The organism is Pseudomonas sp. E1BtOHC1 (genome assembly GCF_058744285.1).
Genome location: NZ_CP196023.1, coordinates 1,061,236 through 1,076,659 on the forward strand (window position 1 = coordinate 1,061,236; position 15,424 = coordinate 1,076,659).

14 protein-coding genes are annotated in these 15,424 nt (G+C 63.7%); 2 read left to right on the forward strand and 12 right to left on the reverse strand.

Annotation, left to right across the window (positions count from 1 at the left end; all coding sequences use genetic code 11):
- Positions 1–135 precede the first annotated feature (135 nt).
- From ACSSVC_RS04945 to ACSSVC_RS05000, 12 genes are all read right to left on the reverse strand, one after another.
- A complete protein-coding gene (locus tag ACSSVC_RS04945) occupies positions 136–762 on the reverse strand; it encodes a class I SAM-dependent methyltransferase (RefSeq protein WP_492612041.1) in 627 nt (208 codons plus the stop codon).
- A gap of 152 nt (positions 763–914) precedes the next feature.
- Complete coding sequence (locus ACSSVC_RS04950) at positions 915–1,559, reverse strand: methionine ABC transporter permease (protein ID WP_404938036.1); 645 nt, start codon at positions 1,557–1,559, stop codon at positions 915–917.
- Positions 1,549–2,673 (reverse strand): methionine ABC transporter ATP-binding protein, encoded by a 1,125-nt coding sequence (locus ACSSVC_RS04955; RefSeq protein WP_404938037.1) that lies wholly within the window; start codon positions 2,671–2,673, stop codon positions 1,549–1,551. Before ACSSVC_RS04955 ends, ACSSVC_RS04950 begins: the two co-directional genes overlap by 11 nt.
- A 1-nt stretch (position 2,674) precedes the next feature.
- Positions 2,675–3,484: a MetQ/NlpA family ABC transporter substrate-binding protein gene (locus ACSSVC_RS04960; RefSeq protein ID WP_346634095.1), complete on the reverse strand. Its 810-nt coding sequence runs from the start codon at positions 3,482–3,484 to the stop codon at positions 2,675–2,677.
- 113 nt (positions 3,485–3,597) lie between these two features.
- Positions 3,598–4,965, reverse strand: coding sequence for an LLM class flavin-dependent oxidoreductase (locus ACSSVC_RS04965; protein WP_346634096.1), 1,368 nt, complete (start codon positions 4,963–4,965; stop codon positions 3,598–3,600).
- Positions 4,965–6,164 (reverse strand): SfnB family sulfur acquisition oxidoreductase, encoded by a 1,200-nt coding sequence (locus tag ACSSVC_RS04970; RefSeq protein ID WP_346634097.1) that lies wholly within the window; start codon positions 6,162–6,164, stop codon positions 4,965–4,967. The genes ACSSVC_RS04965 and ACSSVC_RS04970 overlap by 1 nt, the downstream gene beginning before the upstream one ends.
- Before the next feature lie 39 nt (positions 6,165–6,203).
- Positions 6,204–7,445 carry an SfnB family sulfur acquisition oxidoreductase gene (locus ACSSVC_RS04975; RefSeq protein ID WP_446439573.1) on the reverse strand — a complete coding sequence of 414 codons (1,242 nt, stop codon included), beginning with the start codon at positions 7,443–7,445 and terminating at the stop codon, positions 6,204–6,206.
- Between the two features lie 374 nt (positions 7,446–7,819).
- Entirely contained in the window at positions 7,820–8,200 is a 381-nt protein-coding gene (locus ACSSVC_RS04980) for a DUF2750 domain-containing protein (RefSeq protein WP_346634099.1), read from the reverse strand.
- Positions 8,201–8,255: 55 nt separating this feature from the next.
- Complete coding sequence (tcyN, locus tag ACSSVC_RS04985; RefSeq protein WP_346634100.1) at positions 8,256–9,008, reverse strand: L-cystine ABC transporter ATP-binding protein TcyN; 753 nt, start codon at positions 9,006–9,008, stop codon at positions 8,256–8,258.
- A gap of 4 nt (positions 9,009–9,012) precedes the next feature.
- Entirely contained in the window at positions 9,013–9,678 is a 666-nt protein-coding gene (gene tcyL / locus ACSSVC_RS04990; RefSeq protein WP_123724242.1) for a cystine ABC transporter permease, read from the reverse strand.
- Positions 9,678–10,475, reverse strand: coding sequence for a cystine ABC transporter substrate-binding protein (gene tcyJ / locus ACSSVC_RS04995; protein ID WP_346634101.1), 798 nt, complete (start codon positions 10,473–10,475; stop codon positions 9,678–9,680). The genes tcyL and tcyJ overlap by 1 nt, the downstream gene beginning before the upstream one ends.
- A 481-nt stretch (positions 10,476–10,956) precedes the next feature.
- A complete protein-coding gene (locus ACSSVC_RS05000) occupies positions 10,957–11,952 on the reverse strand; it encodes a D-cysteine desulfhydrase (protein WP_346634102.1) in 996 nt (331 codons plus the stop codon).
- 189 nt (positions 11,953–12,141) lie between these two features.
- Between ACSSVC_RS05000 and epsC the strand changes: the two genes are divergently transcribed.
- On the forward strand, positions 12,142–13,068 hold the full coding sequence (gene epsC, locus ACSSVC_RS05005; protein WP_041115170.1) for a serine O-acetyltransferase EpsC: 927 nt from the start codon (positions 12,142–12,144) through the stop codon (positions 13,066–13,068).
- A gap of 388 nt (positions 13,069–13,456) precedes the next feature.
- A complete protein-coding gene (betT, locus tag ACSSVC_RS05010; RefSeq protein WP_185073422.1) occupies positions 13,457–15,418 on the forward strand; it encodes a choline transporter BetT in 1,962 nt (653 codons plus the stop codon).
- The last annotated feature ends 6 nt before the right edge of the window (positions 15,419–15,424 follow it).

Consider the following 15,424-nt stretch of genomic DNA (forward strand, 5'->3'; position numbering starts at 1 on the left):
CTTCGCCGGCAAGCCGGCTCCTACAGAGGATTTGTGCAGTTCCGTAGGAGCTGGCTTGCCAGCGAAGGGGCCCGCAAGGCAGGCGCTTGATTTTCAGACGTCTTCGCCGGCAAGCCGGGCGGTGTTGTGGGTGGATCAGGCCTTGCGCCAGACGCTGGCCAGCCACGGTTGCTGTTCGCGAGGCAGGCCGGCGGGGCGGTAGTAGTGCTCCAGTTCGACAAACCCGGCATCAGTCAGCAGTGCCTGCCAGGCCGCCAGGTCGTGGTAGGCGCCATAGCGCGGGCCGTTCCAGCCTTCCTGGTTTTCCCCTCGCGGATTGGAGCTGAACAGCACGCCGCCGTCCTTCAGGCTGGCATGCAGCTGCTTGAGTATCCGCGGCAGTTCCTGGCGTGGGATATGAAACAGCACCGCGTTGGCGAAGATGCCGTCGAAGTGACCCGCCGGCAGATCGAGCTTGAGAAAGTCCTGTTGCCAGACTTCGCAACCGCTGTCCTCCCGGGCCATCTGGGCAAAGCGCTCGCAACCGTCGAGGCCGATGGCCACGTGGCCCAGGCGGGTGAAGGTTTGCAGATCACGCCCCGGACCGCAGCCCAAGTCCAGCACGGTGAAGGGCGTCGGGCCCTGGATATGCCGCAGCAGCGCGTCGATGTTCTGGCTGACGTCGTGGTCGCGGGTGCCTTCACGAAAGTCCTCGGCCACCTGCTGGTAGTGGCCGAGGGTGGTGGCGGTGATGCTGTCGAGATCGTCGGGGGCGAGTTTCATGGCGGGCTGCGTGGCTAGAGAGGAGGCGGCCAATATACCGCCAATGACGGACTGGCGGCCTGTTCGCGAGCGAGCTCGCTCCTACGGGATGATTACCGTCCTTGGTAGGAGCGAGCTTGCTCGCGAAGGCGTGCGAACGGACACCACAACCCTCAACGCTTGTTCAACACCCGCGCCAGACGGTCGCCACCCAGCTGGATCGCCGCCACCAGGATCACCAGTAGCACGATCACCGTGAGCATGATCTGGCTGTCGAAACGCTGGTAGCCGTAGCGGTAGGCAATGTCCCCGAGCCCACCCGCGCCAATCGCGCCGGCCATCGCCGAGGAATTGATCATGGTCACCAGGGTGATGGTGAAACCGCCGACGATGCCCGGCAACGCTTCGGGCAGCAGCACGTGCCAGACAATGTGCCAACGGCGGCAGCCCATGGCCTGGGCGGCTTCGATCAGGCCGTGGTCCACTTCCCGCAGGCTGACTTCGGCGATGCGCGCAAAGAACGGCGTAGCGGCGATGGTCAGCGGCACTACTGCCGCCCACACGCCGTAGGTGGTGCCGACGATCAGCCGGGTAAAGGGAATCAGCGCCACCATCAGGATCAGGAACGGGATCGAGCGGAACAGGTTCACAAAGGCCCCCAGGGCCCGGTTCAGGGTCGGTGCCTCGTAGATCCCGCCCTTGCCGCTGGTGACCAGGATCACCGCCAGGGGAATCCCCGCCAGCAGGGCAATCAGCGAGGACACGCCGACCATCAGCAGGGTGTCGAGAATGCCCTGCAACAAGCGATCAAACCACATAGCCCAGTACCTCCACCTGTTGTGCCCAGTGCCCCGCGCGCTGGCGCAGTTCCTCGGCGCCCAGAGGCGAGCCCTGGACCGCCAGCAGCAGTTGCCCCAGGGCGTGGCCCTGGATCCGTTCCACCCCGCCTTGCAGCAGGCGCACGCGACCGCCCAGGGCGCCGAACAGCGCCGCCAGGTCCGGCTCTTCATGCTTGACGCCGGTGAAACGCAGGCTCAGCACCAGCGCCGCGTCGGCCGCCGTCGGCTGGCTGTGCAGGCGGTTTTGCAGCTCTTGCGGCAGGCCGTGCTGCAAGGGCGCCAGCAGGGTCTTGCTGACCTCGTGTTGCGGGTTGCCGAAGACTTCCCAGACCGGGCCCTGCTCGACAATGCGTCCATGTTCCAGCACCACCACCCGGTCGCAGATGTCGCGGATCACCGCCATCTCGTGGGTGATGAGGATGATGGTCAGGCCCAGGCGCTGATTGATCTCCTTGAGCAGGCCGAGGATCGACTGGGTGGTTTCCGGGTCCAGGGCCGAAGTGGCTTCGTCGCACAGCAGGATGTCGGGATCGTGGACCAGGGCCCGGGCGATCCCCACGCGTTGTTTCTGGCCGCCGGACAGCTGCGCCGGGTAGGCCTTGTGCTTGTCCTTGAGACCCACCAGTTCCAGCAGCTCGCGGACCTTGCGCTCGCGCTCGGCCCTGGGCACGCCGGCCACCTTCAGCGGCAGCTCGACGTTGTGCCATACGGTCTTGGCCGACATCAGGTTGAAGTGCTGGAAGATCATGCCGATGCGCCGGCGCAGGGCGACCAGGCGGTCTTCGTCGAAGTCGCCGATGTCCACCTGATCAATCAGCACCCGGCCGCTGCTGGGTTGTTCCAGGCGGTTGATGGTGCGGATCAGCGACGACTTGCCGGCGCCGCTGCGGCCGATGATGCCGAACACTTCGCCGCGCTGGATCGCCAGGTCGATGCCGTGCAGGGCCTGCACCGGCCCCTGCTGGCCCAGGTAGGTCTTGCCCAGGCCGATAAAACGCACCTGGGCGCGGTTCAGGTCAGGGTGCAGCTCGGTCTGCCCGGAGCGTTGGGGCGCAGCTTCTGGCAGCTTGCGCTGGAGCGTCGCGACACTCATTTCAACCTTCCCAGCCGGCTTGGTAGAGCTTGCCGTGGGCCTTGTCCAGGGCGGCGCGAACGGCTGGCGAGTGCTGGTAGATATCGACGAACTTGATCAGCCGCGGGTCGTTCTTGCTCTTGGGCTGGATCACGAACTGAATCACGTATTCCTTGTGGTCCAGGCCGTCGAACAGCAGCGCCGAGCCGGCATCGAAGGTCTTGGCCAGGCGGATGTAGGCCGGGTAGCCCTGGACCAGATCGGCGTCGTCATAGGCACGCACCAGTTGCACGGCTTCGACCTGGAGGATCTTGATCTTCTTCGGGTTGCTGACGATGTCTTCTTCGGTGGCCTTGTAGCCCACGCCCGGCTTGAGGGTGATCAGACCGGCCTTGGCCAGCAGTTGCAGGCCGCGCCCGCTGTTGATCGGGTCGTTGGCGATGGCCACGCTGGCGCCTTGTGGCAGTTCGGCGAAGCTTTTGTATTTTTTCGAGTACAGGCCGACGTTGTTGATGATGCCCGGGGCGAAGGGCTCCAGATCGAAACCGGCAGCGGCCTTGGCGTTTTCCAGGAAGGGAATGTGCTGGAAGTAGTTCACGTCGATATCGCCGGCGGCCAGGCTGACGTTGGGCGCGATCCAGTCGGTGAACTCCACCAGCTCCACCTTCAGGCCCTGCTTGCCGGCCTCTTCCACGGCGGCCTCCAGGGGAATGGCGAAGGCGGCGGTGGTGCCGACCTTGAGCGGCGCGTCAGCGGCGAAGACGGCGCTGCTGAACAGGCCGAGGGCGAGGGCCAGGGCTTTGACCGGGTGGCGCAGGCGTTTGGTTTTCATGTGGGTCAGGGTCCAAGTCGGGGCGAGGGAATGTGCAGGTTTTGCTGGCCTCTTCGCTGGCAAGCCAGCGCCTACAGGTGAGGTGTGTAGGAGCCGGCTTGCCGGCGCAGCGGTTAGCGGCGGTAGGCCGCGCCGGTGTGTCGTTCAGGCAGTTTGCGGCCTTCGTGGAACAGTTTTTCCCGCAGGGTGCCGTCGTCGTAGGCGGTCTTGTAGGAGCCGCGGCGCTGCAGTTCGGGGATCACCAGGTCGATGAAGTCGACGTAGCTTTCCGGGGTGACGATGCGGGTCAGGTTGAAGCCGTCCAGGCCGGTCTCGGCGATCCAGGACTCCAGGTCGTCGGCCACCTGCTGCGGCGAGCCGACCACGGTGAAGTAGCGGCCGCCCAGTGCGTGCTGGTCCAGCAGCTTGCGCCGGGTCCAGTCGTTGTTCTGCAGGTTCTTGGTGGCCGACTGGATGGCATTGCTCTTCACGTACTGGATGGGTTCGTCGATCTCGTACTGGGAAAAATCGATCCCGGTGGACGCGGAAAAATGCGCCACCCCGGCTTCGGCGCTGGCGTGGCTGCGGTACTCGGCGTGCTTCTTCCAGGCCAGTTCCTCGGTCTCGCCGACGATCACGTTGAGGCCCATGAACACCTTGATGTCCTCGGGGTTGCGTCCGGCGGCCACGGCGCTGGCGCGGACCTTGTCCACCTGGGCCTTGGTCGCCGCCTTGTTCTGTCCGCTGATGAACACGCACTCGGCGTGGCGCCCGGCGAACAGCAGGCCGCGATCCGAGCTGCCGGCCTGGAACAGCACCGGGGTGCGTTGCGGCGACGGTTCGCACAGGTGGTAACCACTGACCTGGTAGAACTCGCCCTGGTGCTCGACCTTGTGCACTTTTTCCGGCTGGGCATAGATGCGTTGCTCGCGGTCATTGAGTACCGCGTCGTCTTCCCAGCTGCCTTCCCAGAGTTTGTACAGCACCTCCAGGTACTCGTCGGCCTGGTCGTAGCGGCGGTCGTGCTCGATCTGCTCCTTGAGCCCCATGGCCTGGGCGGCGCTGTCCAGGTAGCCGGTGACGATGTTCCAGCCGACTCGGCCACGGCTCAGGTGGTCGAGGGTGGAAAGGCGCCGGGCGAACAGGTAGGGCGCCTCGTAGGTGAGGTTGGCGGTGAGGCCGAAGCCCAGGTTCTTGGTGACAGCGGCCATGGCCGAAACCAGCAGCAGCGGGTCGTTCACCGGCAGTTGGATCGACTCCTTGAGGGGCACGTCCACCGAGTTCTGGTAGACGTCGTAGACCCCGACGATGTCAGCGATGAACAGCCCGTCGAACAGCCCGCGCTCCAGCAGTTGGGCCAGTTCGGTCCAGTATTCGAGGGTCTTGTACTGGGTCGAATTGTCCCGCGGGTGGGTCCACAGGCCGTGGTTGATGTGCCCGATGCAGTTCATGTTGAAGGCGTTGAGCAGGATCTTTTTCTTCACCGTTTCAGGAGCGGCCATCAAATGGTCCCCCGCAGCGGCGGGTTCTGCTGATTCAGGTAGTAGTTGCCCACCGCGTGGTACTTCCAGCGCACCGGGTCGTGCAGGGTGTGCACCCGGGCGTTGCGCCAGTGGCGGTCCAGGCCATGTTCGGCCAGGGTTGCCTGGCTGCCTGCCAGTTCGAACAGGGTGCTGCCGGCGGCCAGGGAGATTTCCGTGCTCAGGGCGCGGACCTCAGCCACGGCGATGGACGCGGCGGCCACGGTGTCGGCGTTGGTCTCGGCCTGGGCCTTGTCGAGGAATTCCCCGGCGCGCTCCAGCAGGGCCTCGGTGGCGTGCAGGCGGATGCTCAGGTGGCCGAAGCTCTTGATGGTCAGCGGGTCTTCAGTGGCCTTGTCGTGGCCGGAGTCGATCCATGGCCGGGTCTTGGTGCGAACGAAGCGCAGGGCGTCCTCGTAGGCGGCGCGGGCGATGCCGGTGTCGATGGCGGCGTGGAGAATCTGCGCCAAGGGGCCGACCGGGGTCGGGCGTTCGAAGGCGCTCTGGAACGGCACCACGTCGGCCTCGTCCACCCACACGTTTTCGAATTGCACCGAGCCGCTGCCGGTGGTGCGCTGGCCGAAGCCGCTCCAGTCGTCGATCACGTTCAGGCCCTGGGCGTCGGCGGGGACGAAGGCCAGTTGCTGCACGCCGTGCTCATCCACCACCGAGGTGGGAATGCGCTGGGCATAGATGGCGCCGGTGGCGTAGAACTTGCGCCCGTCGATGCGGTAGCCCTGGTCGCTGCTGTCGCGGCTCAGGCGGGTGGTGCGGTCGTGGGCGGTCTTGGTGCCGAGCTCGGCCAGGGCATTGCCGAAACGGCGGCCGGCCAGGACTTCGGCGTACAGCCGCTGTTTCTGCTGAGGGCTGCCGTTCACCCGTAGCACTTCCAGGGCGTAGAAATGGTTTTGCGGAATCTGCCCCAGGGAGGCGTCGGCCTCGGCGATCAGGGCAATGACCTTGGCCAGGGTGACGTTGGACACACCGGCGCCGCCGTATTCCTTAGGCACGCTGATGCCCCACAGGCCAGAGCGGGTGAAGGCTTCCAGCTCGGGGTGCGGCAGGCGCCGTTCGCGGTCGCGCAGGGCGCTGTCGCGTTTGAAATCTTCCGCCAGGTCGCTGGCGACAATCAGGGCTTGTTCATCGCTGGTGATGACCGCGACGTGTTGAGAAAGAGACATGTGTTTCTCCAGAGATCTGGTCAAAAGCGTTCTGGGCGGTTAAATCCAGGAATGCCGAGCCGGCAGCGTGCCGTTCAGGTGGTAGGCGCCGACAGCGTGGTACTTCCAGCGCACCGGGTCGTGCAGGGTGTGCACCCGGGCGTTGCGCCAGTGACGGTCGAGGTTGAATTCGGCGAGGGTGGCGCGGCTGCCGGCCAGCTCGAAGAGCTTTTCGCTGGCCAGCAGCGAGATCTCGGTGGTCAGCACCTTGGCTTCGGCCACGGCGATGGATGCGCGGGCGGCGGACTCGGCGGTAATCGGCGCCGCGCTGACCTGATCCAGCACCTGCCCGGCCTTGCGCAGCAGGGCTTCGGCGGCGTGCAGTTCGATCTGCAGCTTGCCGATGTCGGCGATCACATACAGGTCATCGCTGGCCCGCTCGACGTTGGCGTCGATCCACGGGCGGGCACGTTCACGGACAAAGGCGATGGCATCGGCCACGGCTTCCCGGGCAATGCCGGCGTCGATGGCGGCCTGGATCAGTTGGGAAACCGCACCCTGGATATTGGGCGACTCGTTGATCCGCCAGTTGTCCAGCACCAGCTCGGACTCGACCCGCACATCGTTGAGCAGGATGGTGCCGCTGGCGGTGGTGCGCTGACCGAAGCCGGACCAGTCGTCGACGATGCGCAAGCCTGGGGTGCCACGGCGGACGAAGGCCAGCACCTGGCGGCCTTCCTCGTTGAGTGCCTTGACCGCTACCCAGTGGGCGAACAGGGCGCCGGTGGAGTAGAACTTCTGGCCATTGATCACATGGCCGTCGGCGTCGGCGGTGATCCGCGCCTTGAGTTCCAGGGTGTTCTTGGTGCCGCGTTCCGGCCCGGCATTGCCGATGCGCCAGCCTTCCAGGACGCTCTGCAGCAGCTGTTTTTTCTGCCGCTCGGTGCCGCAGCCGAGAATCAGGTTGAGAATGCCGAACTGGTTCTGCGGGATCTGTCCCAGGGCCGGGTCGGCCGCGGAAACGATCGCGAAGACCTCAGCCAGGGTGACGAAGGAAACCTGTGGCCCGCCGTAGGCGCGGGGGATGGAAATACTGCCCAGGCCGCTGCGGGTGAACTGTTCGATCTGCGCCCAGGGCAGCTTGCGCTGACGGTCACGTTGGGCGGCTTGCTGGCGGGCAACGTCCGCCAGTTCATGGGCGGCCTGAAGGGCTTCGGCGTCGTTGCGCAAAACCCGTGCGGGCAACAAAAGGGGAGCAATATCCAGGTCACTCTGGACCTGAGCTTCGACCAGACTGGACATCAGCGCCACTCCTTGGCTGCACGCAATGCCCTGGCGATCTGCACTGGGGTGATTGTGTTCCGGACCATACCTACCTCACATCTCATGGATATGCCGCGTTCGTGCGGCGAAATCAGAATCAAGAATGTCCGGTGGTCCGGTGCATATACCCTATGCGCGTATAAAAATTAAATAAACTAACTTTTAGGAATATGAATAGAAGGGGTTTACGTATACGGCAGGATGGCCGGTTGCGGCCCAGTGGCTGCGGGCTGGCGCGGTGTGCGGCAGAGGTCGGCGAGCATTTTTCGTCGGCAGAAAAGAACACGGACAGGGGGATAGAAACACGCGAAGTGAGGCGCTCAGCGGTGAACTTTAAGGCTGCGCCGCAGGCGTTACTGGTACTGATCCAGCTCGTGGGTGAGCGATTGCAGCAGTGACTCGGGGGGCAGCAACAGGCCTTGTCCGTGCACATCCGCAAACACCAGGCAGAGCGTGGCGTCGCGCTGCATGCCGGGCAGCCAGTGAGAGAGGAAATGGCTCAGCTCAATGGGCTTGGGTTCAAAGCCGTGCCATGGGCCATGGGCACACAAGGCGGCGAAGTCCGCCTCCGGCCAGAACGCGATGGCGCTGGCCTGGGCAGAGCCGGCGGTGGCCCAGCCGTCAGCGAACAGCCCCCAGATGACCTGGAAATCCGCCACCTTGCGAATCAGGTAGTCGCACCGGGCCTGGGGCGAGAGCCGGAGCAGGTTGTGGATTTTCTGTGGCGCCAGCATCAGGCCTCCATGGCCTGGAGTGGGAGCGGGCAGCCGGCGATGGGGGATTGAAGCTTCATGTGCCGGGTTGGAGAAACTTGCTCAGAAACTGTCGCGTGCGCTCTTGCTGAGGGTTGGCGAACAGCGCCTTGGCTTCGCCCTGTTCGACGATCACGCCCTTGTCGAAGAAGATCACTCGGTTGGCCACGTCCCGGGCGAAGCTCATCTCGTGGGTGACGATGACCATGGTGCGTTTCTCTTCGGCCAGGCTGCGGATGGTGGCCAGTACTTCGCCCACCAGCTCCGGATCGAGGGCCGAGGTGGGCTCGTCGAACAGAATCACCCGGGGTTCCATGGCCAGGGCCCGGGCAATCGCCACACGCTGTTGCTGGCCGCCGGACAGGCGCCTGGGGTAGCTGTCTTCCTTGCCCGCCAGGCCGACCTTGGCCAATAGCTTGCGGCCCAGGGTCAGGGCCTGGTCCCGTGGGGTTTTCTTTACCACCAGCGGGCCTTCGATGACGTTCTCCAGGGCGGTGCGGTGGGGGAACAGGTTGAAGTTCTGGAACACGAAACCCACTTGCTGGCGCAACTGGCGTATCCGGCCTTGTTGCTGGTTGAGGGGGATCTGGCTGTCGATGGCAATGTCGCCGATCCTGATGCGTCCGCTGGTCGGTTCTTCAAGAAAATTGAGGCAGCGCAGGAAGGTGGTCTTGCCCGAGCCGCTGGGGCCGATGATGGCAACCACTTCGCCTTCCTTGACCTCCAGGTCGATGCCGTTGAGTACGGTCTGGCCCTTGAACTGCTTGGTCAGTTTTTCCACCACGATCATGGCTTCAAGACTCCTGGTCGTGCCGATTGACCCGCTCTTCCAGACGGTTCTGCAGGTGCGCGAGCACGCTGGCGAGAATCCAGTAGATCAGAGCGGCGGCAAGATACATGGTGAAAATTTCGAAGGTGCGGGCGGTGATCAGCTGCGCCTGGCGGAACAGTTCCGGCACCTGGATGGTGGCGGCCAGGGCCGTATCCTTGACCAGGGAAATGAAACTGTTGCCCAGCGGCGGCAAGGCGGTGCGCATGGCTTGCGGGAGGATAGCCCGGCGTAGCGTCTGGGCCCGGGTCATGCCGATGCTGGCGGCCGCTTCCCATTGGCCGCGTTCGATGGAGCCGATGGCGGCCCTGAGGATTTCACAGGCGTAGGCCGCCATGTTCAGGGAAAAACCGATCAGCGCTGCGGGCAACGGGTCCAGTTCCAGCCCCAGTTGCGGCAGGCCGTAATAGATCACGAAGAGTTGCACCAACAGCGGCGTGCCGCGAAAGAACGACACGTAGACTCGGGCAATCCAGCTCAGCAGCTTGAAGCGCGACAGCCGCATCAAGGCCAGGCCAAAGCCCAGCAGCAGTCCGAAGAACATGCCGCCGAGGCTGAGGATGACCGTGTAGTACGCGCCCTTCAGGAGAAATGGCGCCGAATCCAGCGCCAGTTGCAGACCTGCTTCCATTATTGGGTGACGTCAGCGTTGAAGTATTTCTCCGAGAGCTTTTTCAGCGTGCCGTCGGCCCGCAGCTCTTCGATCGCCTTGTTCACCGCTGCCAGCAGCTCGGGTTCACCTTTGCGCAGGGCCACACCGGCTTCCTGGCGGGAGAAGGGTTCGCCGGAAACCACCAGGGTGTCCTTGGTTTTCTTGATCAACTCGAAGGCGGCCAGACGGTCCACCAGGATGGCGTCGATACGGCCTACGCGCAGGTCCTGGTACTTGGTCGGATCATCGTCGTAGGTCTTGATGATGGCGGTGGGGACGTTGTCCTTGAGCCATTGTTCGTAGTTGGTGCCCAGGCCCACGCCGACCTTGTGGCCACCCAGGTCGGCGGCAGTCTTGAACTTGCCTTCATCCTTTTTCTGGGTCAGGGCCTGGATCCCGGAGACGGTGTAGGGGGTGGAGAAATCGTACTTTTTCTTGCGCTCTTCAGAGATGGTCACCTGATTGACGACCGCGTCCAGGCGCTTGGACTCCAGGGCGGCGAGGATGCCGTCCCATTTGGTCGGTTGCAGCTTGACCTTGACCCCGAGCTTGTTCGCCAGGGCTTCGGAGAACTCCACTTCGAAGCCGGCCAGCTTGCCGTTTTCGTCGACGAAGCTGAACGGTGGATACGTGCCTTCCAGGCCAACGTTGATCACTCCCGCATCCTTGATTTTCTGCAGTTGCTCGCCGGCAACCGCTTGTCCCATCAATCCGGCACCGAGGGCCAGGCCCAGTGTGCCGATCAGCAGATTTCGACGCAGTACGGAAAAATTCATGACAAGCCCCTGTGATTTCTTATGCACGATGCGGGTGGGAGATGCAGGCCAATCGGTGAGCCGAAAGTAACGCTTTATCCTGCCTTAAATGCAGCTTATGCGTCTCGCGGCAAATGAGCCTGCGGCGCGACTATAAAGTGATGTCTATAGGTTTAAAAATAATATAAATTCACTTTGTTATTCCATTTGGTTTTATGTCGCATGAACGACTCACCCCTCGTAGGAGCTGGCTTGCCAGCGAAGGCGTCTTCGAGGGCGACGCCAGGTTTGCGGGCCTGTTCGCCGGCAAGCCGGCTCCTACAAAAAGCCTTCACGGCGCACATCCCGTAGGAACTGGCTTGCCAGCGAAGGCGTCTTCGAGGGCAACGCCAGGTTTGCGGGCCTATTCGCCGGCAAGCCGGCTCCTACAAAAAGCCTTCACGGTGCACATCCTGTAGGAGCTGGCTTGCCAGCGAAGGCGTCATCGGGGCGGCGCAAAGGATCAGGCGAAGGCGCCGGCATAGGCGAACAGCGCCGGGGCTCCACCGGTGTGCAGGAAGATGATCGGACCTTCGTTGAAACGCTGGCGACCGACGCCGTCCAGCAAGCCGGCCATGGCCTTGCCGGTGTATACCGGGTCCAGCAGCAGGCCTTCCTGGCTGGCCAGCAGCTTGACCGCCGCCAGGGTCCCGGCATTGGGTTCGCCGTAACGGGGAGCGAAGTACTCGTCCCACAACTGCACGTTGAAAGCCTCGGGCAGCTTCACTCCCAGCAGTTCGGCGGTGCGTTCGGCCAGGCCCTGGACCTTGGGCCGTTGGTCCTCGTCGCTGCGGGACACGGTCACGCCGATCACCGGCAGTTGCGGCAGTACTTCGCTCAAGGCCAGGGCCAGGCCGCTGTGGGTGCCGGCGCTGCCGGAGGCCAGCACCACCGCGGCAAACTCCAGGCCGCTGTCTTCGATCTGCTGTGCCAGTTCCAGGCCGGCACGCACGTAACCCAGGGCGCCCAGGGCATTGGAGCCGCCGATGGGCACAACGTAGGGTTTCTTGCCGTTGCTGCGCAGGCGCGCGGCCAGAGCGTGCAACTGTTCATCAGCCTGGTCGAGGTTTTCCACCAATTCGACCTTGGCGTCGAACAGGTCCAGCAGCAGGCGGTTGCCGTTGCCCAGGTAGTTGGGGTCTTCGGTGCCGATGGGATTTTCCAGCAGGGCCACGCAGCCCAGCCCCAGCTTGGCGGCCAGGGCTGCGGTCTGGCGTACGTGGTTGGACTGCAGGGCGCCGGCGGTAATCAGGGTATCGGCACCCTGGGCCAGGGCGTCGGCGGCCAGGTATTCGAGCTTGCGCAACTTGTTGCCGCCCATGGCCAGGGGTGTGGTGTCGTCGCGTTTGACGTAGATGTCGCGTCCGATCCAGGCTGACAGGCGTTCGAGTTTTTCCAGGGCGGTGGTAGAACCGAGCAGGTCGAGACGGTTAAAGCGGGCAAGCTGTTGTTTGATCATGAGTCCGCACGGAACAGGGAAGGTGCAAGGACTATAGGCAGCGATATTTGCCCGGGCAACCGCCAATCGCTTATGCGAAAAAGTGCTTGAAGCCACACAATTAGTTCTTAAGCGCGGCCCTGGCGGGGCGTAAAGTGATCGCCGTTTGCGCGGCCAGATTGTCCGGCTGCCCGAGTAAGGAGTCTTATCGTGAGCGAGCGTTCCAGCCATTGGCAATTGCAGACCATCGTGGGGCAATTGCGTGATGCCCGTGATCAGTGGCGTACCCGCAACGGTCGGGTCAGTGGCGAGCAGGGCGGGCGCGAATTGCCGTCGCGAGCGGCCATGGCGGAGATCCTGGAAGCCCTGTGCGGTGCTCTGTTCCCCATGCGCCTGGGGCCGGTGGACTTGCGCGAAGAGAGTGAAGACTTTTACGTCGGCCACACCCTGGACGCGGCGCTCAATGCCTTGCTGGCTCAGGCGCGCCTGGAGCTGCGTTATGTAGCGCGGCAGAACGGCGAGGCGGACGCCGAGGTCAACGCCAGGGCGATCCGCCTGATCCAGGATTTCGCCCTGGCCCTGCCGGGCCTGCGGGTGTTGCTGGACACCGACGTGCTGGCGGCCTACCACGGTGACCCGGCGGCCCGCAGTGTGGATGAAGTGCTGCTGTGCTACCCGGGCATCCTGGCGGTGATTCACCACCGCCTGGCGCACCATCTGTATCGCGCCGGCCTGCCGTTGCTGGCGCGGATCAGCTCGGAAATCGCTCACTCGGCCACCGGCATCGACATTCACCCCGGGGCGCAGATCGGCCGCAGCTTCTTCATCGACCATGGCACGGGCGTGGTGATCGGCGAGACCGCGATCATCGGCGAGCGGGTGCGTATCTACCAGGCGGTGACCCTGGGCGCCAAGCGCTTCCCGGCGGACGAAGATGGCCAGTTGCAGAAGGGCCACCCGCGCCACCCGATCGTCGAGGACGATGTGGTGATCTATGCCGGCGCGACCATCCTGGGGCGCATCACCATCGGCAAGGGCTCGACCATTGGCGGCAACGTCTGGCTGACCCGCAGCGTGCCGGCCGGTTGTAACCTGACCCAAGCCAACCTGCAGCACGACGACGGCTCGCAGAAGTAGGCGCTGGCTTGTGTAGGAGCTGGCTTGCCAGCGAAGGCGTCCCTGAGAGCGATGCAGGACTTGCCGGCCTCTTCGCCGGCAAGCCGGCTCCTACGGGAGTGAGGCCGTTTCCGAGCAGGGGCTTTTTCGGGCGGAACGATTGCGTGCGACATACGTCATACCCTTCCTTGAGCTAGCGTACTGACAGTACCGCTGAGCCCTGCGATTAGTCCTCGAGCGCCTATCCATGTTTAACTTGAACGCTCGTTCAAGTTAAACCGGTGGTTCGCTGCCCGCTCACAACAGGAGGCTTGCCTTTGCTGAGTCCGTACATTTCAGCCATGTTTCATCCCTTCGAGGTGCACCCTTCATGAGTGCGCCATCCACCTCCGCGAATACTCTGATTCGCATGAACCCTCCGGTGTTCTACTTCGCCGCGAGCTTTATCCTGATCTTCGGCGTGGTGGTGATTTCCATGCCGGAACAGGCCGGCGCCTGGCTCCTGGCGGCGCAAAACTGGGCGGCCAACACGGTCGGCTGGTACTACATGCTGGCGATGACCCTGTACCTGGTCTTCGTGGTGGTCACCGCCTTGTCCGGCTACGGCAAGATCAAGCTCGGTGCCGACCACGACGAACCCGAGTTCAGTTACCTGTCCTGGGCCGGCATGCTGTTCGCCGCCGGGATCAGCATCACCCTGTTCTTCTTCTGCGTCTCCGAGCCCCTGACCCATATGCTGCAACCGCCCCAGGGCGAGGCCGGCACTGCCGAGGCGGCACGTCAGGGCATGCAGTTGCTGTTTCTGCACTGGGGGCTGCATGGCTGGGGGGTGTTCGCGTTCGTTGGCATGGCCCTGGCCTATTTCGCCTACCGGCATAACCTGCCGCTGGCTCTGCGTTCGGCGCTGTATCCGCTGATCGGCAAGCGCATCAACGGTCCTATCGGCTACGCGGTGGACGGCTTCGGCATCATCGCCACGGTGTTCGGCCTGGGCGCCGACATGGGCTTTGGCGTGCTGCACCTGAACTCCGGTCTCGACTACCTGTTTGGCATTGCCCACACCCAGTGGATTCAGGTCGGCCTGATCACCTTGATGATGGGGGCGGCGATCATTGTTGCGGTGTCGGGAGTCGACAAGGGCGTGCGGGTGATGTCCGACATCAACATGCTGCTAGCGGTGGCGCTGCTGCTGTTCGTGCTGTTCGCCGGCCCCACCCAGCACCTGCTCAACACCCTGATCCAGAATCTTGGGGACTACCTGGGCGCTCTGCCGACCAAGAGTTTCGACGTCTATGCCTATAACAAGCCCAGCGACTGGCTGGGCGGCTGGACGGTGTTCTACTGGGCCTGGTGGATTGCATGGTCGCCGTTCGTGGGCCTGTTCATCGCGCGGATTTCCCGTGGCCGGACTATTCGTGAGTTCGTCTTCGGCGTGCTGTTGATTCCCCTGGGCTTCACCCTGGCGTGGATGTCGATCTTCGGTAACAGCGCCATCGACCAGGTGCTCAACCACGGCATGAGTGCCCTGGGCATGTCGGCCATCGACAACCCGTCGATGACCCTCTACCTGTTGCTGGAAACCTATCCCTGGAGCAAGACCGTGATCGCGGTCACGGTGTTCATCAGCTTCGTGTTCTTCGTCACCTCGGCGGACTCCGGCACCGTGGTGCTCTCGACCCTGTCGGCCAAAGGCGGCAACGCTGATGAGGATGGGCCGAAATGGCTGCGGGTGTTCTGGGGCGCGATGACCGCCCTGGTCACCAGTGCGCTGTTGTTCGCCGGCAGCATCGACTCGCTGAAGTCGGCGGTGGTGCTGACCTCGCTGCCGTTCTCGCTGATTCTGCTGTTGATGATGTGGGGGTTGCACAAGGCGTTCTACCTGGAGTCCCAGCGGCGTATCGCCCAACTGCATTCCCTGGCACCGGTAGCGCCTTCGCGACGGGGCAAGGGCGGTTGGCGCCAGCGCTTGAGCCAGGCGGTGCATTTCCCGTCCCGTGACGAGGTGTATCGCTTCCTCGATCAGACGGTGCGCCCGGCCATCGAAGAGGTAACCGCGGTGTTCGTCGAGAAAGGCCTGAACGTGGTGACCCAGCCGGACCCGGCCAATGACAATGTCAGCCTGGAAATCGGCCATGGCGACCAGCATCCGTTCATCTATCAGGTGCAGATGCGCGGGTACTTCACCCCGTCCTTCGCCCGTGGCGGCATGGGCCCCAAAGAGCTGCGCAACCGCCGTTACTACCGGGCCGAGGTGCACCTGGCCGAGGGCAGTCAGGACTACGATCTGATGGGCTACACCAAGGAGCAGATCATCAACGACATCCTCGACCAGTACGAACGCCACATGCAGTTCCTGCATTTGGTGCGCTGAGCCAGG